The sequence below is a fragment of the Bdellovibrio bacteriovorus genome, assembly GCF_001592745.1.
In the GTDB taxonomy this organism is placed as follows: Bacteria; Bdellovibrionota; Bdellovibrionia; order Bdellovibrionales; family Bdellovibrionaceae; genus Bdellovibrio; species Bdellovibrio bacteriovorus_B.
This window is the reverse complement of sequence record NZ_LUKD01000001.1, coordinates 479,680-501,151: the sequence shown is the minus strand read 5'-3', so window position 1 is coordinate 501,151 and position 21,472 is coordinate 479,680. Positions and strand designations below refer to the sequence as shown.

The 21,472-nt window shown below is 45.2% G+C and carries 24 protein-coding genes and 1 tRNA gene; 12 read left to right on the top strand and 13 right to left on the bottom strand.

What is annotated here, in order from left to right:
* The first annotated feature begins 293 nt into the window (after nt 1-293).
* The gene (locus AZI87_RS02360) at nt 294-869 is read left to right on the top strand and encodes a hypothetical protein (protein WP_063204826.1); all 576 of its coding nucleotides are present in this window, start codon (nt 294-296) and stop codon (nt 867-869) included.
* On the top strand, nt 847-1,815 hold the full coding sequence (locus AZI87_RS02355; protein WP_063204825.1) for an HTTM domain-containing protein: 969 nt from the start codon (nt 847-849) through the stop codon (nt 1,813-1,815). The genes AZI87_RS02360 and AZI87_RS02355 overlap by 23 nt, the downstream gene beginning before the upstream one ends.
* Here AZI87_RS02355 and AZI87_RS02350 read toward each other — a convergent pair.
* The gene (locus AZI87_RS02350; protein WP_063204824.1) at nt 1,793-3,343 is read right to left on the bottom strand and encodes an acyl-CoA dehydrogenase family protein; all 1,551 of its coding nucleotides are present in this window, start codon (nt 3,341-3,343) and stop codon (nt 1,793-1,795) included. The genes AZI87_RS02355 and AZI87_RS02350 overlap by 23 nt on opposite strands.
* Before the next feature lie 128 nt (nt 3,344-3,471).
* On the opposite strand from AZI87_RS02350, the gene AZI87_RS02345 reads away from it, so the two are divergent.
* Both AZI87_RS02345 and AZI87_RS02340 read left to right on the top strand, forming a co-directional pair.
* Nucleotides 3,472-4,368, top strand: coding sequence for a S1 family peptidase (locus AZI87_RS02345; RefSeq protein WP_155722482.1), 897 nt, complete (start codon nt 3,472-3,474; stop codon nt 4,366-4,368).
* 126 nt (nt 4,369-4,494) lie between these two features.
* Nucleotides 4,495-4,893: a response regulator gene (locus AZI87_RS02340; protein ID WP_063204823.1), complete on the top strand. Its 399-nt coding sequence runs from the start codon at nt 4,495-4,497 to the stop codon at nt 4,891-4,893.
* On the opposite strand, the gene AZI87_RS02335 is transcribed toward AZI87_RS02340, so the two are convergent.
* Nucleotides 4,890-5,444, bottom strand: a complete 555-nt coding sequence (locus tag AZI87_RS02335) for a DUF4383 domain-containing protein (protein ID WP_063204822.1) — start codon at nt 5,442-5,444, stop codon at nt 4,890-4,892. The two genes, AZI87_RS02340 and AZI87_RS02335, sit on opposite strands and share 4 nt — an antisense overlap.
* Before the next feature lie 251 nt (nt 5,445-5,695).
* Here AZI87_RS02335 and AZI87_RS02330 point away from each other — a divergent pair, with 251 nt between their 5' ends.
* Nucleotides 5,696-6,217: a hypothetical protein gene (locus AZI87_RS02330; protein ID WP_063204821.1), complete on the top strand. Its 522-nt coding sequence runs from the start codon at nt 5,696-5,698 to the stop codon at nt 6,215-6,217.
* A 51-nt stretch (nt 6,218-6,268) separates the two neighbouring features.
* Here the strand turns inward: AZI87_RS02330 and AZI87_RS02325 are convergent, their stop codons facing one another.
* The 3 genes from AZI87_RS02325 to AZI87_RS02315 all read right to left on the bottom strand — a co-directional run bounded on the left by AZI87_RS02325 (nt 6,269) and on the right by AZI87_RS02315 (nt 8,096).
* Nucleotides 6,269-6,706: a hypothetical protein gene (locus tag AZI87_RS02325; RefSeq protein WP_063204820.1), complete on the bottom strand. Its 438-nt coding sequence runs from the start codon at nt 6,704-6,706 to the stop codon at nt 6,269-6,271.
* Nucleotides 6,707-6,810: 104 nt separating this feature from the next.
* On the bottom strand, nt 6,811-7,374 hold the full coding sequence (locus AZI87_RS02320) for an outer membrane beta-barrel protein (protein WP_063204819.1): 564 nt from the start codon (nt 7,372-7,374) through the stop codon (nt 6,811-6,813).
* A 68-nt stretch (nt 7,375-7,442) separates the two neighbouring features.
* Nucleotides 7,443-8,096 carry a hypothetical protein gene (locus AZI87_RS02315; RefSeq protein WP_063206537.1) on the bottom strand — a complete coding sequence of 218 codons (654 nt, stop codon included), beginning with the start codon at nt 8,094-8,096 and terminating at the stop codon, nt 7,443-7,445.
* Nucleotides 8,097-8,188: 92 nt separating this feature from the next.
* On the opposite strand from AZI87_RS02315, the gene AZI87_RS02310 reads away from it, so the two are divergent.
* The gene (locus tag AZI87_RS02310) at nt 8,189-9,187 is read left to right on the top strand and encodes an LLM class flavin-dependent oxidoreductase (RefSeq protein WP_063204818.1); all 999 of its coding nucleotides are present in this window, start codon (nt 8,189-8,191) and stop codon (nt 9,185-9,187) included.
* Between the two features lie 10 nt (nt 9,188-9,197).
* Here the strand turns inward: AZI87_RS02310 and AZI87_RS02305 are convergent, their stop codons facing one another.
* The 5 genes from AZI87_RS02305 to AZI87_RS02285 all read right to left on the bottom strand — a co-directional run bounded on the left by AZI87_RS02305 (nt 9,198) and on the right by AZI87_RS02285 (nt 15,123).
* Entirely contained in the window at nt 9,198-11,486 is a 2,289-nt protein-coding gene (locus tag AZI87_RS02305; protein WP_063204817.1) for a translocation/assembly module TamB domain-containing protein, read from the bottom strand.
* The gene (locus tag AZI87_RS02300; protein WP_063204816.1) at nt 11,486-13,237 is read right to left on the bottom strand and encodes an autotransporter assembly complex protein TamA; all 1,752 of its coding nucleotides are present in this window, start codon (nt 13,235-13,237) and stop codon (nt 11,486-11,488) included. The genes AZI87_RS02305 and AZI87_RS02300 overlap by 1 nt, the downstream gene beginning before the upstream one ends.
* A gap of 145 nt (nt 13,238-13,382) precedes the next feature.
* On the bottom strand, nt 13,383-13,931 hold the full coding sequence (locus AZI87_RS02295; protein WP_063204815.1) for a manganese efflux pump MntP: 549 nt from the start codon (nt 13,929-13,931) through the stop codon (nt 13,383-13,385).
* Between the two features lie 227 nt (nt 13,932-14,158).
* Complete coding sequence (locus tag AZI87_RS02290) at nt 14,159-14,644, bottom strand: RrF2 family transcriptional regulator (protein WP_063204814.1); 486 nt, start codon at nt 14,642-14,644, stop codon at nt 14,159-14,161.
* Complete coding sequence (locus tag AZI87_RS02285) at nt 14,644-15,123, bottom strand: carboxymuconolactone decarboxylase family protein (protein ID WP_063204813.1); 480 nt, start codon at nt 15,121-15,123, stop codon at nt 14,644-14,646. The genes AZI87_RS02290 and AZI87_RS02285 overlap by 1 nt, the downstream gene beginning before the upstream one ends.
* Before the next feature lie 218 nt (nt 15,124-15,341).
* Between AZI87_RS02285 and AZI87_RS02280 the strand changes: the two genes are divergently transcribed.
* On the top strand, nt 15,342-16,262 hold the full coding sequence (locus AZI87_RS02280; protein WP_063204812.1) for a LysR family transcriptional regulator: 921 nt from the start codon (nt 15,342-15,344) through the stop codon (nt 16,260-16,262).
* Between the two features lie 88 nt (nt 16,263-16,350).
* Complete coding sequence (locus AZI87_RS02275; protein WP_063204811.1) at nt 16,351-16,782, top strand: hypothetical protein; 432 nt, start codon at nt 16,351-16,353, stop codon at nt 16,780-16,782.
* 67 nt (nt 16,783-16,849) lie between these two features.
* Here AZI87_RS02275 and AZI87_RS02270 read toward each other — a convergent pair whose 3' ends face one another.
* Nucleotides 16,850-17,548, bottom strand: coding sequence for a pirin family protein (locus AZI87_RS02270; RefSeq protein ID WP_063206536.1), 699 nt, complete (start codon nt 17,546-17,548; stop codon nt 16,850-16,852).
* A gap of 133 nt (nt 17,549-17,681) precedes the next feature.
* Complete coding sequence (locus AZI87_RS02265; RefSeq protein ID WP_063204810.1) at nt 17,682-18,209, bottom strand: YceI family protein; 528 nt, start codon at nt 18,207-18,209, stop codon at nt 17,682-17,684.
* A 281-nt stretch (nt 18,210-18,490) separates the two neighbouring features.
* Here AZI87_RS02265 and AZI87_RS02260 point away from each other — a divergent pair, with 281 nt between their 5' ends.
* The 4 genes from AZI87_RS02260 to AZI87_RS02245 all read left to right on the top strand — a co-directional run bounded on the left by AZI87_RS02260 (nt 18,491) and on the right by AZI87_RS02245 (nt 20,716).
* Nucleotides 18,491-18,901 (top strand): bacteriohemerythrin, encoded by a 411-nt coding sequence (locus tag AZI87_RS02260; protein ID WP_063204809.1) that lies wholly within the window; start codon nt 18,491-18,493, stop codon nt 18,899-18,901.
* Nucleotides 18,902-18,998: 97 nt separating this feature from the next.
* Nucleotides 18,999-19,379: a hypothetical protein gene (locus AZI87_RS02255; RefSeq protein WP_063204808.1), complete on the top strand. Its 381-nt coding sequence runs from the start codon at nt 18,999-19,001 to the stop codon at nt 19,377-19,379.
* 107 nt (nt 19,380-19,486) lie between these two features.
* Nucleotides 19,487-19,563 (top strand) — tRNA-Arg (locus AZI87_RS02250).
* Between the two features lie 124 nt (nt 19,564-19,687).
* Complete coding sequence (locus tag AZI87_RS02245) at nt 19,688-20,716, top strand: phospholipase D-like domain-containing protein (protein WP_063204807.1); 1,029 nt, start codon at nt 19,688-19,690, stop codon at nt 20,714-20,716.
* Here the strand turns inward: AZI87_RS02245 and AZI87_RS02240 are convergent.
* Nucleotides 20,625-21,440, bottom strand: coding sequence for a YihY/virulence factor BrkB family protein (locus tag AZI87_RS02240; RefSeq protein ID WP_253696360.1), 816 nt, complete (start codon nt 21,438-21,440; stop codon nt 20,625-20,627). The two genes, AZI87_RS02245 and AZI87_RS02240, sit on opposite strands and share 92 nt — an antisense overlap.
* Nucleotides 21,441-21,472 lie beyond the last annotated feature (32 nt).

Genomic DNA, 21,472 nt, shown 5'->3' with positions numbered 1-21,472 from the left:
TCCACAATCTGGGGTACGTAATACAAGGTGTGTGCCAGGGTGTTCGGGGTACCATAAGAAGCTGGTTTTATCTCCATGATCAATCCTTGTTGCCGAGTGCCCTTTCCCGTCCCCAGTGGCCATAAGTTTTACACAGGTCCAAGAAGTTCCATCGAAACGTCCGTTGTATTTGTTAAGCCCTAGAAATCTAACAGAAGTTTTATTTAATCTACTTTGCCCGAATGAAAATGGACCAGGCAGATACGTAGAAGTAGATTCCCGTGCTGGATTACACAATAAAGGGTGGGTGACTGATGGCTAAGCTACAAAAGGCGCTGATTTCAGCGTTTATCGCTATCCATATTACAATGCTAGTAACGGCGGGACTTCCAGACCGAAGTGTCGTTGGAGATCGAATTCTAAAATCACTAGCTCGGTATCAGATTTTCTTTGCGCTGGATCAACCATGGAGCATGTTCGCTCCAAATCCTTCGGCAGTGAACTCGTATTTAACGGCCACTATTAATTTCAAAGATGGATCTACAGAACATTGGACGTTTCCGCGCCCGTCTCAAATGGATAGCTTTGACCGCTTCACGTCGGGTGAAAGATTCAGAAAGTTTCAACAAGACAATCTTATACCGATGGAAAAGACCGATCTCTGGTCCGATCTTGCAAAGTATGTTTCCCGCGAAGTGATGAAATTAGAAAAGCAAGGGCGAGGACGCGAGTTTGAGTCCCTGGAGTTTTATCGCCATCACAATATTGTGGCGGCGCCAACAAAAGTTTTTGTTCCCCACGGGACCTTAAGCAGTAAGTTCACTTCTGAAAACGTCTTCCAATTTAAATCTAATCAGCAGGTTCGTCATGAAGCTAACAACAATAACTAATTCTTTAAACGACTTCTTTTTTAAACCTCAACCGGTTCACAGTGTAGCTCTTTTGCGAATCGCATTCGGAGTTATCCTTCTTATCAACTGGTTTATGATGTGGAGCCATTTAGACATATTCTGGGGCGTTGACGGGATTTTAAGTTTGCAGACGGCACTCAAGTTCAGTCACGGATTCCGATTTAATCTGTTTGAATTATTTCCGAATCAAGCAGGGGTTGCGGAGCTTTTGGCGCTATTAAATCTTATCGGCGCGATCGGCGTGCTGTTGGGATGTTATACCCGCACTTCTATCGCAATCACATTTTTCACACTTCTATCATTCCACAATCGGAACGTCTTTGTTTTAAATAGTTCTGATGTGGTGATTCGAAATTTCTTGTTTCTTTTATTTTTCACTCCGGCCGGGGCGCTTTATTCTTTCGACCGTTGGCTTTTAATTAAAAGAAAAAAGATTTCAGCCGACAGCGTTCCCGAAAAGGCCCCGTGGGCATTGCGTCTTATGCAGATTCAATTTAGTGTAATTTACGTCGCGACAGTGATGTTTAAAATGAAGGGGCCCTTATGGGCAGATGGCACCGCCGTGTACATCGCGACTCGCTTGGATGAATTTATGCGTGTGCCACTTTCTATTTTGAATGACATGATGGTGATTAAGTTTTTAACTTGGTCCACTTTGATTATCGAGTTTTCTTTAGGAACACTGGTCTGGATTCGTGAGTTCCGTTACTGGGTTTTACTCGCAGGAATCGGGTTGCATCTGGGAATTGAAGTTTCCATGAGCATTCCCCTTTTTGAGTGGGTGATGATTGTCGGAATGCTTTGCATGGTCGAGTCTCGAGATATTCAGTGGGTGCTTGAAGCCGCTAAGAAGGGAACTTTGTTTGCAAAGTTTTCCCTTCCTCGCGGACTTCTTAAAACCGCTAAAGCGAATATTCGTGGATAAGACTTTCGCACATCAAGTCGCCAACCATAAAGGCCAGGCGGCGGGCGTGGGTTTCCCATTCCTCTGGGGAGCCCTTAGCTAAACTACCGATCTGCTTCTGGAACACGGTCCACTTATCAACGAAGTTCGGAACAGAGTCCTTCATCGCTTTACAGTTTTTGAAATATTCCATCAATATCGGTAAAGCTTGTTCTTTTTCAAAGGCCCGTAACATGTCTAGAGAAAGCACGTTCGTCGTTCCTTCCCAGATTGAAAAGACTTGGGCATCACGTAGAAGTCTTGGTAAACCCGTGTCTTCGACGTACCCAGCGCCACCGAACATCTCAATGACTTCACTGGAAATATGAATTGATTTTTTTGCCGTATATAATTTCAGAATCGGTGTTAACGAACGTAAAAGAACTCTTTGTGAGGCTGAAATCTCGCCAACCTCTTCTTGCCCTAGTAAATGAGCAACGAAAAAGCTGAATGCAAAACAGCGGCGGAAGTCTTCTTCTAAAGCATGAAGTGTTTCACGATGTAGAGGATGATCAATTAAGAGCTTTCCAAAGGCCTTCCTTTTACGTGAATAGTCTTGGATAAGATCTAAAGCGCGTCGCATGTGTCCCAAAGCGCAGATGGAATTATAAATACGCGTGATATTTAGAACACTCGCAATTTTTTTAATTCCGTCGCCTTCGCCGCCCACGATACGCGCGGGAGTCCCTTGTAAGCTGAGTTCCGCCGTCGGAAGAGCTTTTGTACCCAATTTATCTTTAAGACGGTGAATCTGAATGTTGTTCAACTGACCTTGCTTGTTGCGAAGCTCAAGATAAAACAGACTTAAACCTTTAGAGCCCGCCGGAGCGCCTTCGGGCCGAGACAAAGTCAAAGCCATTTGCGAAGTCGTTGCTGAAGTGAACCATTTGGTTCCATGCAAAGCATGAGTCGCGGAAAATGCGCTTTCGCCTGAATAGGGAAGAGCATCTGTCGAAGTCCCGCTGACATCTGATCCACCGGTTCTTTCAGTCATCCACTGTCCTGCCGTCCAAAAAGTTTTTGGATCACGAGAAAGCAGGTGAGGCATCGCACGTTCTTTCAAATCGTTTCCAGCGTAAAGTTCTAACGCGCGGGCCGCACCATCGGTCATAGCAAGTGGGCATGAAAAAATCGCCGAACTGGGCGAATATAGATAAAGCAGCGCCATCTGATAAACGCGAGAAAAAGCTCCGAATTTTCGGTCATAGGCCGTAGCAACAATACCCTCCGTCGCGGCCACTTTTTCTAATTCCTTCCAGCCGTTGGAAGTTTTAATCTCATCAATCCTTCGCCCCCAGGGATCGAAGGGAACATGTTGAGGAGGTTGCGCTTCGGCTTCAGCGGCCCATGCAAGCATATCTGTCGCCGCTCTTTCGCCCAAATGGTCTAAGTGGGGAAGAGCCGTTTTTTGCACATCGGCCGGGAGGACTTTTTTTAGGAATTTCTGAAGAGTTTCATCAGCACGATAAGTGTTCGTAAGGCTTGGGCCTTCTTGATAAAAATTTTTCATACCTGATAGTTTAGGCTTTCAGAGGAAAAGGGCAACAATATGTCATTCGACCAAGCCTTTTTTTAAAAAGATGTTGCTGATTTGTAAGCTTGTTTCTATAAGAGCCCTCTTTTGTTTTAGGGGTGGAAATGTCTCGTATTATCTTGGTTTTAGGTCTTATTGCTTTGGTGTCCTGCACACCTAAATCTCAACTGGGTGTGGAAGTTAGAAAGGATGCGGCAATCATGGGTGGCAGCATGGTCGCGGAAAATGCCCCCATCGTCTCTGGAATCGTCGGTATTTATGACACCCAAGACAATTCGATCTGTACAGGTTCTTTGATATCAGAAAATTTGGTTTTGACGGCGGCTCACTGTGCAACTTCAAAACCTTCGAAGCTTAAAATTGTTTTCGGCGTAGATATTGATGCGACGATGGCGATTCGTGAACCTGATGTTCAACAAGAGCTCACTCGCACAGTCAGCCTTATCCAAGTTCATCCTTCTTACAAGCCGGAAGAACAAGAAGAAAAAGAAACCGACTGGGGTGATATTGCTATTCTTAAATTCCCGGGAAAACTTCCTGCGGGTTATAAACCTGTTGCTCTTCTTCAGGATGACAGCATCCTGAAAAAAGGTTTTGTTGTGACATTGGCAGGCTATGGAGTTTCTCATATCGACCTTGAGCCGATTGATGCCCGTAAGGTGCGTGATATTGAAGAGGCTATCGAGTACGGCGAAGTGATCTGTGATGACAACTTAAAAAACTGTCTGAAAGTGGATATGTCTGGTGACGGTGAGCTTCGTCAAACGACAGCACCTGTTTCGTTTTTAACTGAAACTGAAGTCTTTTTAGATGAGTCAAAAGGTCGCGGAACTTGCAGTGGTGACTCTGGCGGTCCTGCCTATGTACAAAAGAATGGCCAATACTTCCTGTTCGGCATTACCAGCCGTGGTAGCCAGCTTTGCGATAGTGTGGGCGTTTATACCAACACAGTTTACTACAATAACTGGATTCGTGAGACAGCGCTTAAGTTAAGCAAATAATCCGTTACTGCAAAACGAAAACAATACGAAATGGGATGGCAGAAACATAAGCCATCCCATTTGTTTTTTTGCAGACGCCGTGTTGGACGCGCAAAACGTGTTATGATTTAAATTGGAGGAGGACTCATGACGACTCTTTCAGGACTTAAGGTTCTCATTGTTGATGACATAAAGGACAACCAACTTTTGGTTGAACGCTATCTTCAAAAAGTCGGTGTACAGCACATGGATTTTGCGGAGAATGGGGCCGAGGCTGTTGAAAAAGCGAAACAAGAAGCTTACGACTGCATTCTTATGGACTTACAAATGCCGGTTATGGACGGTATGGAAGCCACGAGGACGCTGAGAAGAAGTGGTTACACGCGTCCGATTTGGGCGTTGACCGCGCACGCTCTTCGTGAAGAAAGAGAGAAGTGTTTAGCGCAAGGTTTTGATAAACACTTCGCGAAGCCATTGGATCGCAAAGCTCTGATCGACGATTTGGAACTTCTTCATCGTCGAAAGCAGAGCGAGCAACATGCTTAAACCTTCATCCGCTTAACACGTTTGATCTTTAATGCGGCTCCTAAAATAAACGCGCTGGCAATCAGGATGTGGATGATGTGGTCAGCTGTTCCAAACTCCAAAACTCCCGGAATTAATTTCCACAAGAATCGGTCTTCGGCGACATGCCCGACAGTGGCCATGGCGGTTTTTCCTAGTGCAAAACCGAGGAGCGCCAGGGTTCCATACACCGCCCCAAAGGCGAATGAATAAATGCGTGCACTTCTTTCGCTATCAAAACCAAACCACAAAGCCAGGGCGCCACTAGCCAAATGAATCGCATTGTGTGAAGCGCTTAAGTGAGCGGAAAATAAATCTGTAACGACAAATCCGATCAGACCAATCGTCAAAAATAAAATTCCTTGAATGACACACACTTCGCGCGCGTAGGTGCGCTCATTGGGCATGGCAAGTTCTTCTGTGGGTGCCGTGTAAGTGCGAGTGACCGTCGTTGGGGATACCGGTGTCGGCCCTCGCGCGGGAGTACTTTTCGGTGGCGTCGGCTTTCTTCGGGGTTCTCTCTCTAATTCCATTCAAGACCTCCTTGCTCAGCTTAAATTATAAGTGGAAAGATTGTTCCGACGAGGTCTGTTGATGGAAAACACAAAGGCGATCTGGTGTCTCTCGACAACCGGAATTTTGCATTTACCATGTGCTTGCGGGAAAAAAGATGTGGTGGAACGATTGTTGTATGTGTTTCATCCGTCAGCTTGATTCCGTTCCGGTCTTTTTCCTAAATAGTGTGAAGAGCATAACGTACAACTTAAACGAAAAGGAGAACACGATGAAAAAGCTCGCCGTGATTTTAGCACTTAGCTTCGCAGGAATGTTTGCCAATGCAGACACAACAACACTTCAACCTACAGGTGGTGATATGCATGCTGCCGGTGGTGCTTGGGTTTGTGGTCTGGCTTTCAAAGGCACTTCCAAGGGAATTAAAGTAATCGTAGGCCATTTTAAAACAGTGGCTTATGGCACATTGTCATGTAAAGGCGTGGGCCAAAAGTATAGTCAAAATGTGAAGATCGAAATCGGTCATCACTGGATTGGTGCGACTGCAGGTGTTGGATACTTCAAGCTTGCCGGCGTCTCCTCTGAAATCAGTCTTTTCAATAGTTCACCAGAAGTTTTGTTGGGTAAATACGCTGTCGCTCAAGGTGAAGCCGCTATCATTGGCGGTGTAGGTGCATTCACTGCGGTGAAAGTGGGCTTACCACAATTGGCTTTCAATGTGTCTGTGCAACTTCTTAAAGGTATCGGCGTGCAGGTCGGTATTGATAAGTTGACAATCAGTGCTGTTGACTAAGGTTTGAAAAAACACAAAAGCCCCTGTCAGAAAAGGCAGGGGCTTTTTTATTTACTGCTTCTTTACGTAAGCATTGATGCGCATTCCGCGCGCCATCGAACTTGTTACGGTCACCGTCGTCCCCTGAACCAAGTCTTCTGTTTTCTTGCCGCTAAAATCAATATTGAAATCAACTGTACGTGAACGGTTGCTCGGGCAGGTGAAAACACCTTTGAACATTTTTCCGCTCGCAAAAGTTTTAAAATCCCAGAAAAGTGTGGGGCTCAGACTGAAAGTCCCGTTGCAAGTTTCGTCCACATTGCCATTGGAATAATAGCGTTGAAGCTCGAACTCTTTGGTGTTGACGACTCTAAAGTTGAGATAAACTTTCTGGAAGCCCGCTCGCGCTTCGACTTTGTATTTGCCAATCAGATTCCCTGGCGTGATGTCGGCGGCAAGTGCTTGCGAACCGATAAATAGAAACAGTGCTGATGTTAATAAGTACTTCATTTCATCCCTCCGTTGGTGATGCATTTTTATACGAAGGGAAAAAGTTCCGGACAAAATAAAACCGGTATCTGTGAGGTTTTACAAGTGCCGGAACCTTCCACTTTTTAGTCCATGGAAAACATCAAGTTAAAGCCGACAGCTTTGTAGTTTCCAAGTCCTTTTGCCACGGATCCATTGACCCCATCGAAATAGAAATTGGCACCAAATTTGGGAGTGATCTTGAAAATCCCGCCAAACACCATCGGAAAGCTAGGCGTATCAATATCGAGGACACGACAATTCGGATTTCCGGAACAGGAATCAGCAATGTTGATGGCCGCAATAAATCCCAGATAGACGCCGAATTGTTCATGCGGTTTAAAAAGAATGTCGATGGGGATATCGATGTAATCCAAATTGTATTGAATTTTTTCTCCTGTAATATCGCTTTCAGATTCTAAAGGACGTTGAGTGTAGAAAAGGCCCGAGCGTAAATGGGCTACACCACCTTGCAAAGGCAGATGCGCAAAAACACCTCCTTGAAAACCTGTTCGTGCATTGGCGGAAAAGTTTAAACCAGCGACATCGCCGGATTGTTGGCGTACGCCGGCTTCTAATCCATAATCTAAGGCCGCGTTTGCAGTGTAAGACAAAAATATCAGAGCTAAGCTCAACCAAAGTTTTTTCATAGAAACCTCATTGTGTTTAAGGTTCACGATAAAAGAGTGCCCGGTTTCTGGGAATGTCCAGTGGTGAATTACATCGGCTTATAAATTTGTACGACGCCAGTGCCGCGGATCTCAGGAAGCTTCGTAAGCTGTAAAGGGGGCGAAAGAACTTTTCTAGCCTCTTCAAAAGAGTTCCAGCCATGTTCTTGAAGATCGCGCAGTAAGACGAAGGCATTTCCATGGGGGCGCAACGAGTGCTCGATGGCATTCAGAAGAGTCTTAAAATCTGAATCCAGATAAAAGCGACAACGGTTTTTAAATTCCGACGGCGACATTTTTCCGTTTCCCGAAAAAAAGTACGGAGGATTACACAGAATCAAATCATAGCGATCTTTATATTCGCCACTGAGAAGTTCAGAGTAGTTTATATTTAAAAATCGCAAGTCAGAATTTCGGATTCCTGAAGCGAAGGCATTTTCTAAAAAATATTCCTCGTAGATAGACTGAACTTCAAGAAAATCAAAACTCTTTGGAACTGCATTGAGATTTTTATGGCAGTGAAAAAGAAAATCCAAGCCGATGATTCCACAACCTGAACAAAGATCTAATGCGATAAGGTCCTTCACATTCTTGTCTGAGTAGAGCTCGTAAACTTGACGCGCTAAGAAGACGGAGTCGTGCGAAAAGCGATACTCTTCCGGCTGAGTGTATTTAAATGTGAAATGGGGATTTATGGACGACATTTCGGCCACCATAGCACTGAAGTTTGTGTAACATCAAAGTATTTCCTGCAGCTCCACCTTGCTAATGGCCAATTCGAGATCATAATAAACTTATGAAAAAACTTTCCTCTACTCCTTTGTCTGTTCTTGATCTGGCTCCCATCGCGGAAGGGAAAAATATCGCTGATTCCTTTCACAATACTTTGGATTTAGCAAAGCATGTGGAAAGTTTAGGGTACCATCGCTTTTGGTTGGCAGAGCATCACAATCTAGAGGGAATCGCGAGTGCGGCGACCTCGGTATTGATTGGCTATGTGGCGGGGGGAACCTCGAAGATTCGCGTGGGTTCAGGGGGGATCATGCTTCCGAATCACGCGCCCTTGGTTATTGCGGAGCAGTTTGGGACCTTGGAAACCCTTTATCCTGGGCGGATTGATTTGGGATTGGGGCGAGCGCCGGGAACGGATGGATTTACAATGCGCGCCCTTCGCAAAGACTTTACAAATAAAGACGTTGAGTTCTCTGATCAAGTGCAAGAACTTCAGTATTTCTTTGCGCCTGCAGCTCCAGGACAAAAAGTAAAAGCTGTTCCGGGTGCTGGAATTGATGTTCCTATCTGGCTTTTGGGTTCGAGTCTTTATAGTGCGCAGCTCGCGGCCGTTCTGGGATTGCCTTATGCTTTTGCCGGTCATTTTGCGCCCGAGATGATGATGCAGGCCATAGATCTTTACCGCGTGGGCTTTCAAGCTTCTAAACACTTGAAGTCACCTCGTGTGATGATCGGTGTGCAGGTCGTTGCCGCAGATTCTGATGAAAAAGCAAAGTATTTAGCGACGACGAATTATCAACGTTTTCTAGGTATCATTCGTAATCAGCGAGTTTTATTAAAACCTCCGGTGCAGGACATGGATTCACTGTGGACCCCGATGGAAAAAGAGCATGTGCTGCAAAAATTGGGAACGGCGGTGATTGGTGGGCCTGCAAAAGTCCAAGAAGGTTTGCAGAAGCTCATTGATCAGACTGGTGCAGATGAGTTGATGATCGTCTCAGACACATTTGAGCATGCGGATCGTCGACGATCTTTCGAAATTATTAAAGAGGTTTCAGTCTAAGCGCTGGGTTTTAAAAGCGCTTAAACCATTCAATTAAAGTTGTAATAACATCTTCGGCGTTGTCGGATTGTTTTAATTCAGTCGAAACACTCCAGGGTCCACCCAGTCTACGGCGCACGGTGAATTGTTGAGATGTTTCAAAATTGGATCCCAACGACACCGATGTTTGATCATCTAAGCGCACGCGCGCCGTGTAGCTTTGTGTGCGCGGATCGAAGTACACGCTTTCAATCGGGGTTGAGGATAATAAGAATAAGGAAGCTAAGCCAAAGGCTTCAGATAACAAGGCCTGATCCAGCTGACCCGCGGTGTTTTTATCTTCGTCGGCAAGTTGCTGCAAAGATTTGTTAAACAGGAGAATTGAAATGATCTGCTGACGACTTAATGGCGGATCACTTAAAAGCTCAATGCGTGGTTTTTCCGTTGTTCCGACAATTAAGATTTCAATTTTCACTTCAGAAGTACGATGAATTAATAAACCATCTAAATCTTGCACTGTTGAGTCCGGATATTTTTTGAGGATAAATCTTTCCACCGCGGCTTTCTTTTTAAAGACTTCCACATTCATCTTTCCGATAGATACAGTGCCGGAGAGGGACTTGGTATCCTTCAATTTATACTTGATGTGGATAGGGATGGCTTCATCTAACAAGCGTGTCTTCAGGCGAAGGGGTGTTGCGTCCGTGTGAATAGCGAGTTCTTTAATGATAAATGTCGAGGGGCCCTTTGGCGCCGGTGGAGCTTGCGCAGTTTTTTTCACGAAGCGAGAGTCCGGCTTAAACTGCGGAGGCGCTTCAAACCCAAGATAGGGAAGTTCTAAAGTGACCTCGGTCAGGCCGATATCCCCTTGAAGAGTGAAGAGTGGTTTTTGGATATCAGCATTCAGCTCGACATTCGATAAAGTTTTTAAAGCTTGTCGTGGGCTGGTTAAATCTGTTTTTAATGACGCCTTCACATTAAAGATTTTCGTCAGTAAATCTGTAGGGGGTCCTTCGGCTCGCAGTTCAAGGCTTCCTTTTAAGACGTGTAAAGGGGCTGGTAAAGAATAAGCACTTTTCACTAAAAGGCTTTGCCAGTTTTCAAGAGCGGGGATTTTTAATAGTGCCTGCAATTGATCCACTTCAAGCTGTTTCAGTTTTTTCTCTGTCAAGTTCAGGGTTGTCTTAGCGGCAGCATCGACGGACAACTCCACTAAAGCGGGCTCTTGCATTCGCAGCTCCGCTTTAGGCTGCAGTTGCAGAATATCCTTTTTAATATCAATCGGGGATTGAACCAAAGAATTGAGAACTAAAGAGTCCGGCAGTCCTTTCAAGGGCACTTTTCGAATCTTATGAGCTTCTATTGCGCAAGGCCATGTTAGTTGACCAGGAAGACCTTTTTTAACCGTGATAGAAATATCACAATCTTGAACTGAGAGACGCTGGAACGGCAGACGGCTGTCTTTAAGGTCCGCCAGCAGACTTAACTTCCACAGGTCTTTTTGCAGTTCGGCTTTAAGACGGGATTGCAGCTGCATTTTTTGATATTTCATCAAACCGTCTAATTCTACTTGCAGCTTTTCCAGCCATTGAGCTTTGAGATTTGTTTTTACTCCGAAAGAAGGAAGTTCAATCACCCCTTGGACTTGCAGTTCTGCCGGTGAAATGAGAGTCATAGAGGCATTCATCTGGGCCTTTACGAAAGACTCTTTTTTCATTTTCATTTCAAAACCCGTATTCAGGCGAACATCTTTTCCTTCAGAGTGGACTTTGGTGGACGCTTCCATTTCGGTATCTGGCATCAAAAAGATTTTGGCACCTTGAATATCAATGTGAATGGATTCAATCGCGTCCTTGGGAAGTAAAGCCAAATACCGCGACAGGAATGAGTCGAGGGGGCCGAATTCAAAAGCAGGCCATTGAAATGCTTCGGCGGGTTTTGGCTCTGTGGACTCGGGGACCGTGACAAGGATGTGGTCCGAAATGATATCCAGCTTTAGGTTCTTGATCTGCACAAAAGGCATCTTCGTCATAAATCCAATAGAGGTATCCAAATGGATTTTTTTTGCGCAAATGTCTATGCTAGGGTTCGCATATTTAAAGCAAAGATTTCCCGTATTCAGTTTCAAGTATTTCGCCGTGAAGCCATCGTTCGTGATCTTCAAATCTAAATTCTGCCAGCTCAGTTCAATTTGAGTTTTTTGCACGACCTTGCGAAGGTTGGACTCGTTTAATACCCAATCAAGATTCATCCACAGAACGCCAAGAGCTAACAGCAGGAGAAGGACAAAGCCTAAAAGGAAGAGGAAGAATTTCTTCATTAGAACTCCCTTCCCAAGCTTAAGTAAAATTGCCAATGCGGTTCAACATCCACTCCATCGGCAAAAAGAACTTGTCCTTGTGAAACGCTTGCGCGCACAGGACCTAAGAAGGAAGGCCAACGAATGCCGATGCCTGGGGAGTAATAAAGCGTGCGGTACAGCGTCCAGATCTGATCACTTTCCCATCCCATATCTAAGAAAATAAAAGGCTGAAGTTTAAACGGGAAGACGTCGCCGGCGCGCAATTCGAGGCCTTGGTAAAGAAACGTCGCGGATCCTAAATTAGAAAGTGGAATCTGTTTTCTGGAAAAGCCGCGCAAAGTCCCATCACCCCCCATATAGAAGCGTAAGTTTTCGGGAACCACGGAATAAAATTGCGAATCATCCGACATAAAAAAGGTGCCGGCTTTAAAGCGCCAGCCGATCACCATCAAGGGTGGATCCCACAAATTAAAGTTCCAAAGATTCTGTTGCTGATAAAGCCATTGATGAAAAGTTTGGTCCGCGCCAAGGTTTTCATAGGCTGAGCGCAGATTGGATGAAAGCTGCCAGCCAGAGCGGGGTTCACCCATATAATATTCGTAGTCATGGCTTTGCAGATAAAGTTCCACATTGGATGTGGCGCTTAAAAGAACATAGTTGGATACATCACTCTCGACATTGTTGTACGTATAAAAAGGCCCGAGCTGAAAGCGCGAGGTGAAACTTTCAAATTCTTTAGTCAGACCCCACTCGACTCCCAGTTCGGCGGTGAAGGATTCATACTGGTCTTCCATCTCATTTTTTAAGTTGAGCTGTGGAGACCAAAACGTTCGGTCTTTATAGGGCCGCCCTTCGTAAATTTGAAAGGCATTGTCCCAAGTCTGTTCAACAAAAGATAAAAACATCTTACTTTCAAAGGTGCTTCCTGATTCGTCCAACTGTGAGTGCTTGTACCGAATCTGTGCAATCGCTCCCACCTCGGTATTGAAACCCACGCCGGCAGAAATAAGCTGTGGATCGCCGGTCACCAATCGGGGGATTATTTTAAGTTCTTCATTGGGTAGGCACTGAGTTTCAAAATAAGCACTTAAGTGATACTCATCGGTGATCATGCGATTGGAGGTCAGTTGCAAAAGACGGGCATCAAACTTTTGATTGGGCAAAAAGGCACTGTAACGACCAATCGAGATGCTTTGAGTTGTGCCGCGGACTTCAACATCTTCATTGGATGGAAAATTATAAAGTTCGCCGGGCGCCAAGGTCACCGTGATAGATTCAGTTGAAGGCACAGCTTGGATTGTGACTTCAGGGCAGGGATATCCCAGATTTTGTAAGTGCGCTTTGCTCCAGGCTTCGACTTCATCCAGAAGTTCCGGCGTCAGAGGACGGCCTTTCAGTTTGCGTCTTTTTTCGGAATGAAATGCTGGAGGCTCATTGATAAACGTCCATTCCTTTAAGAAAGTTTGCGGCCCCGTTTTCACAAACAGTTTGTTTTCGCGAATTTCGAACTGGGGATTGTGAAAGGCGCGTTGTTGTAAAAAAGATTTGAGAAAAAGCTGCGCTTGCCACGGGGGGATGCTTCCCCAAGCGTGACTGTCTTTGTCTCCGCAAATCCATTTGTGCTCGGTTTTTGTCAATTCTACTTTTTCTGGGGATTCAATTTGAATATTGGGGCAGGGATGATCCGTATGAACATCTTCCGCATTCGCAGAGGCGCCAAGGCTGATCAGCCCTGCTGTCAGAAGAATTTTCTTAAACGTGACAAACATCCTTAAACCCAACGTGCGAATTAACAATTCTAAACAATCTTTGACTGGGAAAGAATAAACTTCCTTCCCTAAAAATAGAAGATATTTGCGTCGGTTTTTAATGAAGATCCGCTGTGAGTTAACACGATCCCGCGGCTTTGCATTCTTAAATTGAAAGCATTTGCACTGCCATAACGGCGAGTACTAAAGAACCTATCAAAGTGAAGATCGGGCCCATTTTATCCGAAAGGTGGCGAGCTAAATACAACCCCACGAGTGTTGTAAGAAAAGCAAAAATTCCGATAGAGACGACGTAGTAACTAATATCCTTATTGGCGATCCCAAGGCTGATGCCCACGCCTAACGCGTCCAGACTGGTTGCGAATGAAACAATCAATACTTTTGTGAAGCTATGAAACTCATTGGACTCCTCCGCTGGTTCTTTTGAGCGAAGGGCTGTAAAGCCTTCGTGAGCCATGTGGGCTGCGACCGCCGCTAAGAGCGAAAACGCAATCCAGTGATCATAGTCAGCAATGTGGGAAATGATTTTTGCACCCGCTAGAAATCCCAAGAGGGTGACGACAGCTTCAGCTCCTCCTGAAGAGACTGCAAATTTTAAAGCATCTTTTCTGGTGAAGGGGCGTCCACCCATTGCCAATGCGGCAGAAAAAGAATCCGCACTTAAAATCAATCCTAAAACGATAACTTCGATCATGAAAGCCCCACTAAAAATGCCGTGGGTCTGTTTTTAGATACGAGACGACACGGCGTTTGTTAACACCAATGTCAGTCTCATCAACAAGATTGGGATCTTGCGGAAAGGCCGGAGTTCATCACTCAGTATGTCGACCTCACCTTTAGCCTCAGGGGGCTAAACGATTACTCCCTAACGAGTCCTCAAGATAGGGGATGGAGGTCATTTCTGTCAACTCGGATTCAAGATTAGCGACGTGATTCCATCCAGGCTTTGTTCTTTTCCAGAACTTCGGCGGGGAGCTCCTTTACCAGTTGCTCCATAATCATAGCAATTGTCGTATTACGCAGTTCTTTGCGCCAAGCTTCGTCCGCCCGGTACATCACTCGTGCAATATTGCAAGGGCGAGGGCCGATTTTGAATTTTCCTAGGCAGGGATTGTTTTTACGAATCTCTGCGCACTCGAAGGTGGAGGTTTTTCCCTCCACGGCTTCGACGATTTCTAGAAAGGTGATTTTATCTGGCGTCTTTGCCAGGCGGTAACCGCCTGTCGGGCCTAATGTTGCTTCGACAATCTTTGCGGTGGAAAGAGCCTGTAAAGCTTTCGATAGATATTCTTTAGGAATACCATGAAACTCTGCCAAATCTTTTGTTGCTAAATACTGTCCCGGTTCTAGCGAGGCTAAAACTGTGCAGCAATGTAAAGCCCATTCCACCTGATTGCGAAGTACCATTAAGATAAACCTGCCTTATCTAGTCCAAATAATTTGTCCATAGTGCCTGGAGTAGAGCGGAAAGCAACTCCCAAGCGATTCCAAGCATTGATAGAAACAATCGCCATTGTCAAATCAGAGAGTTCTTTTTCAGAGAAAAACTCTCGCACTTTCTTAAATTCATCATCGCTAATGCCTTCGTGAGGGATGCGAGTGAGAAGTTCCGCCCAACGAAGTGCGGCTCGTTCACGATTTTCGAAAAGCGGGGATTCGTGCCACACGGTCAAGTGGTAAAGACGCAGTTCTTTTTCGCCGTCGATCTTGGCTTCTTTGTGGTGCATGTCCACGCAAAAAGCGCATCCGTTCAGTTGGGAAACACGGATTTTCACCATATGAATTAAGTTTTTTTCCAGTGATGTCGTCTTTAAGTAAGCTTCAAGTCCCATAAGACTTTGTACTGCGGGGCCAGATTGTTGATTGTAGTTGATTCGTTGGCTCATTGAGCAACCTCCTAATTAAGGATAATTTATATCCTTAATTAGGTTTTGTCCAGAGCCTTGAAAAAAATCCCCTCGTTTGTATAGGTTTGAAACGTTAAGTGCTTGAAGTTTCATCATTTTGAATTATGGCCCGGGGCTTCAAACACAAGAGGGTCATGACAGTCGGCCGTTTCAATTGTCTACTAAGAGCGTATGTCACTATAAGGGGTTGCCGATTTATGACATTTGAACAGTTGATCACTTTGGAAATGATTGTAGAGAAGGGCAGTTTTAAAGCAGCGGCCGAAGCCCTGTACAAAACGCAGCCCAGCTTAAGTGTGGCTATCAAAAAGTTAGAAGAAGAATTCGATGTTCTGCTTTTCAATCGTGATGAGTACCGCCCGACATTGACCGACCAAGGTAAAACTTTTTATCGCTGGGCGCAGAACTGTTTACGAACTTTCCGTGAGCTTGAAGTCAAGGGGAAGGAGTTAGGCAAACAGGCTATCGAACCTCGTTTGAATATCGTCTTAGATCCTCTTGTCCAGTTTGAATCTGTGCAGCCTGTGTTCGAGGCACGTTCTCATCTGCCTAGCGTGACGGAATTTAGTTTTCAAACAGAAACTCTCGACGGCGGGATGCAGTTTCTTATAGACGGAGAGGCCGACTTTGCGATTGCTCCCAAAATCAACGAAGACGAAAGAATTGAGAGCCTGCCTTTTGCAAAAATTAAAATGATTCCGGCGGTGGCCAAAAAGCTTTTGAAGAACGAAAGCGTGGACTACAACTGGCTTCGTAATAATCGCCAAATCGTCGTCTCAAAAAATGGAGGAAAGAATTTTGATCCCTCTAAGGCGCCTAAAGGTATGTTTAGCGACGGGCCGAAATGCTTTGTGACCGATCACACTCTTAAGCGCAACCTTGTGGTGAATGGTTTTGGTTGGGGGCGCCTTGCCACTTATGAAGTTCAGAATGAGCTTCGTAAGGGAACGGTGATCGAAATCAAACATGATTCCATTGTGCCAATTACTTTGAATTTGCATATCATGCGTTCGAAGTTAAAACCGATGGGGCCGGTTGCGAAAATCATCTGGGAACAGCTTCTTAAGCAGTGTGAGTCTTTGCCGTCGAACACGAAAAAATCAAAGAAGAAAAATTAAGCCCGCTTCCGTCTGCTAAGTCACATCTGAATTTTTCGTAATTTGAAATGAGAAGTCGACCTTCCTAATTTGAAAAATAGGAAGGTTTATGAAGACATTAAGCGCATGCTCTTTTGTCCTAATGCTATTCTTTTTAAACTCGGCGCGGGGAGAGTCTCGTCTGGTGGGAACTTGGGTTTCTCAGTCAGGGGATGCCACTTGGGCCCGCCTTGAAATCAGCCCTGATCTTTTGGTGACGGCTTATCGCACATGCGCCTCTGATAAGAGCTGTGAGGGGCGCACGGAATTTAATCTGGTCTCTTATGGTCCCTTGTCGGGATTGCACCACATGGGGACCGGCGAAATCATTGATCGTCATAGCAAAACAACCGCGACGCAAATTTTAGAAGTCAGATCCGGCCGGCTTTTTTTAAAAGAATACAGTCAGCCTCTTGCGGTGAAGCATAAAGCTTATAAAGAACTCAAGACTACTTTCCGAATGGTCTCGGGGGCTGCGTCGACGTCGCGGACTAAACGATAATGAAGAAGCCCAAAGGAGGGTTCCTTTGGGCCTCGATAAGACGGGAGGGGAAAGAAAGCAAACCAGTTTAAGCAAGATCAAAAAGCATAAACTCAGAGTCTTGGTTTGCTGACATTTTCAGGGCTTGTTCCTGGCTGACTTTAAGAGCATCCCCGGCTTCTAAAGTCTGACCATTAACATTGATTTGTCCTTTGATGGCCTGAATCCACACGTGTCTTGAAGGACGCATTTTAAATTCAACATCTTTTCCGGCTTTCATGCGTGAGATGTAAAGATCGGCATCTTGATTGATGCTGATCGAACCTTCTCGGCCATCTTTAGAGACAACTAAGACCATATCTTTTGAATTTAAGTCTTCTTCAAAAGATTTTTGTCCGTAACCGAATTCGGTACCGTGGCGATCTGGCAAAATCCAGATTTGGAAAAAGTGTGTCTCGGAATCTGCGGATTTATTGTATTCCGAGTGCATGACTCCCGCGCCGGCACTCATTCTTTGCACTTCTCCGGGTTTAATCACGGCTATATTGCCCTTAGAGTCTTTGTGTTCCAAAGCTCCTTTAACAACGTAAGAGATGATTTCCATATCACGGTGTCCGTGCATGCCAAAGCCAGTGCCACCATCAATGCGGTCTTCGTTGATCACTCGCAAGGCTCTGAAACCCATGTGTTCGGGATCATAGTAGTCTGCGAAGGAAAAAGTATGGCGTGATTTCAGCCAACCATGATCAGCAAAACCGCGTTCGTTAGATTTGCGTAGTTCAAACATAAAACCTCCATTGTCCGGCATTGAAAAACCGGGCGCAAATTTCTTTGCGGCCCAGCCTGCCGCTAGTGATGAAAGCCCGAAGAGGAAAAAACGTCTATTGAAGAATTTTTCTCGGAGCTTCATCGTTTACTCCTTAAGCTTGTTTCACAAATTGCACATCAAGAGAAATTGTGACGTCGTCTCCGACTAAAATACCACCTGTTTCTAAAGCCGCATTCCAAGTCAGGCCGAAGTCTTTTCGATTGATCTTTGTTGTCGCAGAAACACCCACTTTGATATTTCCCCACGGGTCTTTCATTTCTGCCGTAGGACCCTCGACGTCAAGGTTCACTTCCTTCGTGATGCCATGAATGGTCAGGTCTCCTAAAACCTTCAGCTCTCCATCACCAGCCACTTTCACGCTTTTCGACTTGAATGTAATTGACGGGAACTTTTCAACATCAAAGAAGTCGGCACTTTTTAAATGCGCGTCTCGTTGGGGTTCGCGAGTATTGATGCTAGCAGCTTCAATGGTTGCTTCCACTTTAGCTGCTGTCGGATTGGCAGCATCAAATTCAAGAGTGCCTGACATCTTTTCAAAGCCGCCATGAACTTTGGCAATCATCATGTGTTTAATGCTGAAGTTCGCGGTGGAGTGGGAAGGGTCGATTTGGAATTTCATAGTGTTCTCCTTTAAATTTGGGCGATGCCCTTACATGAACTACTATCGTCTAAATTCAGAATTAAAAAAATTATTAAGAATTCATGTTCTATATAAATTGAATTTATATAGTTCTGTTCATTTCAAAGCGTGGAATGGTTAAGAGTCCTCGTCGCGTACGGGTGGCGTTCTAGCTTTAAGACAAACGTCGTGTTTCATTCAGAGATTTTCGTAAGACATGATGTGCATCATATTGCTTCTTCAACCCCAGGCCGAAAATGAGGACATCAAGGAGGCAACAAATGCCACAATCATTCTTCCAATGGGACCCAGTACGTTTAACTACACACGTCGATGCTATGGATCGCGAGCATCAAAAACTAATCGAGATCATGAATCGTCTTTATGAAAAACATCAGGCCAAAGCGCCTGTTCATGAATTGAAAGCCCTGGTGAATGAATTGGCTTCGTGGACGGTCACTCATTTTGATCACGAAGAAAATTACTTTGATACGCTGGAGTACGCGCAAGCAAATGTGCACAAAAAAATTCACAAAGATCTTTTGGCACGCCTTGGAACTTTTAAAGCTGAATTTGAAAAGACGGGAGTTTTAACAGACGCGTTCTTCCAGTTTCTAAAAACTTGGTTGAGCGCTCACATCATGGGAATTGATGTGAAGTACAGCGAAGCGAAAAAGAAATCAGCTGCGTAAAAAAAAGAGCCTGCGTTTAGGCAGGCGTTTTTTACTAGAAGGAAAGTTGACAGCGATGTTGAGGCCGACTACTTCTGAGGGCAACGGAGGGTTTTCTATGAAAGGGTTGGCTCAAGTCGCTGTTTGTTTTTCTGTGATGTTTGCAACTGTTTCGGCGTGGGCCTGGCATCAAGTCGCGCAGACGACAGTGTTCGCGGATCATTCTCCGTTTCAACAAATCATGCTTCGTCCAGTTCCTGGAAAAGCGACGACGACGCATCTTCGTTTGCAAATCTTGAATCCATCGGGCGCGCGCTTGCAAAGAGTGGAGTTGATCTCTGATCGTGGATTTTTTCCTCTGTTCGCTTTGCAAGGGGACTATCGTTATGGGATGGAGCGCTTAACGGCTCATCCGGCGGCTCAGGGGCGCACATTGCGTTTAGAACTGCAAAGTCTTCGTCGCGGGGAGCCTGTGACCATCTCTGTTTGGGCTCAATAGTCTAGAGATACAAATTGTTTTTAAATCCCCGGGGTTTAACAAAGAAATTCTTGAAATCATTGAGCTAAACCCCTATAAAGAAGGCTCACAGCAATGTGATACAGCGTGGTTCCGTAGCTCAGCTGGATAGAGCATCTCCCTTCTAAGGAGAGGGTCGTACGTTCGAGTCGTACCGGAATCACCATTTTCCTTCTTAAACCCCAAAATTACACGCCGCATCTAAAGCGTCTTCTTGTCGAATGACGGAGTGGTTCGCTCTTTGTTGCCTCCAAAACTCGAGCTTTAGACAATATTTTGGCGGAGGCTCGATGACACAGAAAAAGATCGCCAGCGACGCTGCCTTGGTCACAGACAGTGACTATCTAAACGCCCTTTTAAAACTTTTGGATCAAGCTGAAAACGAAATCAATATTCTGGCTTATTCTTTTGCTATCGGAAGTGCAGCGGGAAAGCTGAACATGAATACGGCTCCGTATACCGTTGCGGAAAAAATCAAGGAGCTCAAACGCAAAAAGCCTGAATTGCGCATCCGTCTTTATATCGAGGGAGTGCGTGACACCTCCGATCGAAACATGGTGACGGCACAGTTTCTAAAAAGAGCCGGAGTCGAAGTCGTCTATGGAAAAACTCACGCAAAAGGTTTCAGTATAGACGGTCGCTACGTTCTTTTCGGGTCGACGAACTTAACTCATCAATCCATCGTCAAAAATTACGAAACGAATCTTCTTATAGACAACAAGGTTGTTGCGAAAGAGTTCAATCGCTACTTCGAGCATCTGTGGCAAGGGGGAGGGCATGGCGGCATCGAGCTTCGTCCTCCGATGCTTGCTGATGGAGACTTTAAAAACGTTCTTGTGGATATGATCCACTCTGCAAAAAGGACTTTGGAATTTTCCATTTACTTTTTTGATCATAAAGAAATTCGCGACGCTTTTATCGAGGCTCATCGGCGCGGAGTCAAAATCAAAGGTTTTGCTCATCACCACACGGCCTTTGCTTTAAGTTATGTGCGAAGAACTCGGCGAACCATTGAACGGTTGCAAGAAGAAGGAATCGACAGTCTTTACTTTGCGCCCGGCAGCTTTTTTACTCACTCAAAGTACTTGATCAAAGATAAGGAAGAAGTTGCATTGGGGACGGGGAACTGGTTGGTGGAGGATGTGGAAATTCATCCGCAGCTCTATATTCATTTAAAAAATAAGGAACTAGCTCAACAGCTTTCAAAACACTTAGCGAAGCAAATCGCTAAGCAACGTGACGCTTCTGAAGAGACGCACACAAAGCCACGCCTGCTAAGATCACGTACCAGATCGTCAGAATCCAGAACAGCAAGATAGGCAGAGCGGCAAACGAGCCATAGATTTTATTATAGGCAAAGAACTTTAAAGCCAAAGCGGCGTAACTTTTATGTACGCCATACATCACCAAAGCGGCGACCACAGCGGAAATAAACGCCGCACTCTTTTTCACATAAACAGTGGGCACCAGTTTATAAATCAGAAACAAAGACCCGACTAAGACTATAGAGTTTGAAACAAAAGCGGGTACCACACGGTGAACAAATTGAAATTGTTCCAAGGATTGAAAGCCGACATAGACGGCAAGTAAAACGGGAATAAGAAGAATAAGGCCCCATTGATAGATCACGCGTTTATAGAAAGGTCTTGTGTTCTTTTGATTCCAGACACGATGAATGCCGACTTCCATATCCAAAAGCATGCGGATAGACGTAATGAAAAGAAGCACCGCCCCCGTAGTTCCCAATTTGCCCGCGCTGATGTTTTTTAGAAAAATGCGAATGAACTTTGTGACATCCGAACCCGCAGCCTCGCGGATATTCCTTAATAACAAAGATTCTACTTGTGGATAAAACGCTTCAAGACCGCCGATAGATTGGAAGGTTGCAAGAACGACGGCAATGAACGGAACCAAGGCAATGGCCGTGGAAAACGCCAATGACGCTGCGACAAGCTGGATTTCTCCATCCCGCATCTGCTGAAGAGTGTCCTTCAGGACTTCGCCAAGAGTTTTTAATCTTAAAGACTGGAACAACGGACTCATTAAGCCGACAATAGCATGCTTAACGAGGTCCG

Coding starts and splice junctions, on each gene's coding strand:
- AZI87_RS02355 (WP_063204825.1), top strand. CDS start 847: ATGAAGCTAACAACAATAACTAATTCTTTAAACGACTTCTTTTTTAAA.
- AZI87_RS02335 (WP_063204822.1), bottom strand. CDS start 5,444: ATGGAATTAGAGAGAGAACCCCGAAGAAAGCCGACGCCACCGAAAAGT.
- AZI87_RS02255 (WP_063204808.1), top strand. CDS start 18,999: ATGAAAGGGTTGGCTCAAGTCGCTGTTTGTTTTTCTGTGATGTTTGCA.
- AZI87_RS02240 (WP_253696360.1), bottom strand. CDS start 21,440: ATGAGTCCGTTGTTCCAGTCTTTAAGATTAAAAACTCTTGGCGAAGTC.
- AZI87_RS02350 (WP_063204824.1), bottom strand. CDS start 3,343: ATGAAAAATTTTTATCAAGAAGGCCCAAGCCTTACGAACACTTATCGT.
- AZI87_RS02270 (WP_063206536.1), bottom strand. CDS start 17,548: ATGTTTGAACTACGCAAATCTAACGAACGCGGTTTTGCTGATCATGGT.
- AZI87_RS02300 (WP_063204816.1), bottom strand. CDS start 13,237: ATGTTTGTCACGTTTAAGAAAATTCTTCTGACAGCAGGGCTGATCAGC.
- AZI87_RS02265 (WP_063204810.1), bottom strand. CDS start 18,209: ATGAAATTCCAAATCGACCCTTCCCACTCCACCGCGAACTTCAGCATT.
- AZI87_RS02310 (WP_063204818.1), top strand. CDS start 8,189: ATGAAAAAACTTTCCTCTACTCCTTTGTCTGTTCTTGATCTGGCTCCC.
- AZI87_RS02280 (WP_063204812.1), top strand. CDS start 15,342: ATGACATTTGAACAGTTGATCACTTTGGAAATGATTGTAGAGAAGGGC.
- AZI87_RS02320 (WP_063204819.1), bottom strand. CDS start 7,374: ATGAAAAAACTTTGGTTGAGCTTAGCTCTGATATTTTTGTCTTACACT.
- AZI87_RS02325 (WP_063204820.1), bottom strand. CDS start 6,706: ATGAAGTACTTATTAACATCAGCACTGTTTCTATTTATCGGTTCGCAA.
- AZI87_RS02275 (WP_063204811.1), top strand. CDS start 16,351: ATGAAGACATTAAGCGCATGCTCTTTTGTCCTAATGCTATTCTTTTTA.
- AZI87_RS02260 (WP_063204809.1), top strand. CDS start 18,491: ATGCCACAATCATTCTTCCAATGGGACCCAGTACGTTTAACTACACAC.
- AZI87_RS02360 (WP_063204826.1), top strand. CDS start 294: ATGGCTAAGCTACAAAAGGCGCTGATTTCAGCGTTTATCGCTATCCAT.
- AZI87_RS02315 (WP_063206537.1), bottom strand. CDS start 8,096: ATGTCGTCCATAAATCCCCATTTCACATTTAAATACACTCAGCCGGAA.
- AZI87_RS02305 (WP_063204817.1), bottom strand. CDS start 11,486: ATGAAGAAATTCTTCCTCTTCCTTTTAGGCTTTGTCCTTCTCCTGCTG.
- AZI87_RS02285 (WP_063204813.1), bottom strand. CDS start 15,123: ATGAGCCAACGAATCAACTACAATCAACAATCTGGCCCCGCAGTACAA.
- AZI87_RS02340 (WP_063204823.1), top strand. CDS start 4,495: ATGACGACTCTTTCAGGACTTAAGGTTCTCATTGTTGATGACATAAAG.
- AZI87_RS02295 (WP_063204815.1), bottom strand. CDS start 13,931: ATGATCGAAGTTATCGTTTTAGGATTGATTTTAAGTGCGGATTCTTTT.
- AZI87_RS02290 (WP_063204814.1), bottom strand. CDS start 14,644: ATGGTACTTCGCAATCAGGTGGAATGGGCTTTACATTGCTGCACAGTT.
- AZI87_RS02345 (WP_155722482.1), top strand. CDS start 3,472: ATGTCTCGTATTATCTTGGTTTTAGGTCTTATTGCTTTGGTGTCCTGC.
- AZI87_RS02330 (WP_063204821.1), top strand. CDS start 5,696: ATGAAAAAGCTCGCCGTGATTTTAGCACTTAGCTTCGCAGGAATGTTT.
- AZI87_RS02245 (WP_063204807.1), top strand. CDS start 19,688: ATGACACAGAAAAAGATCGCCAGCGACGCTGCCTTGGTCACAGACAGT.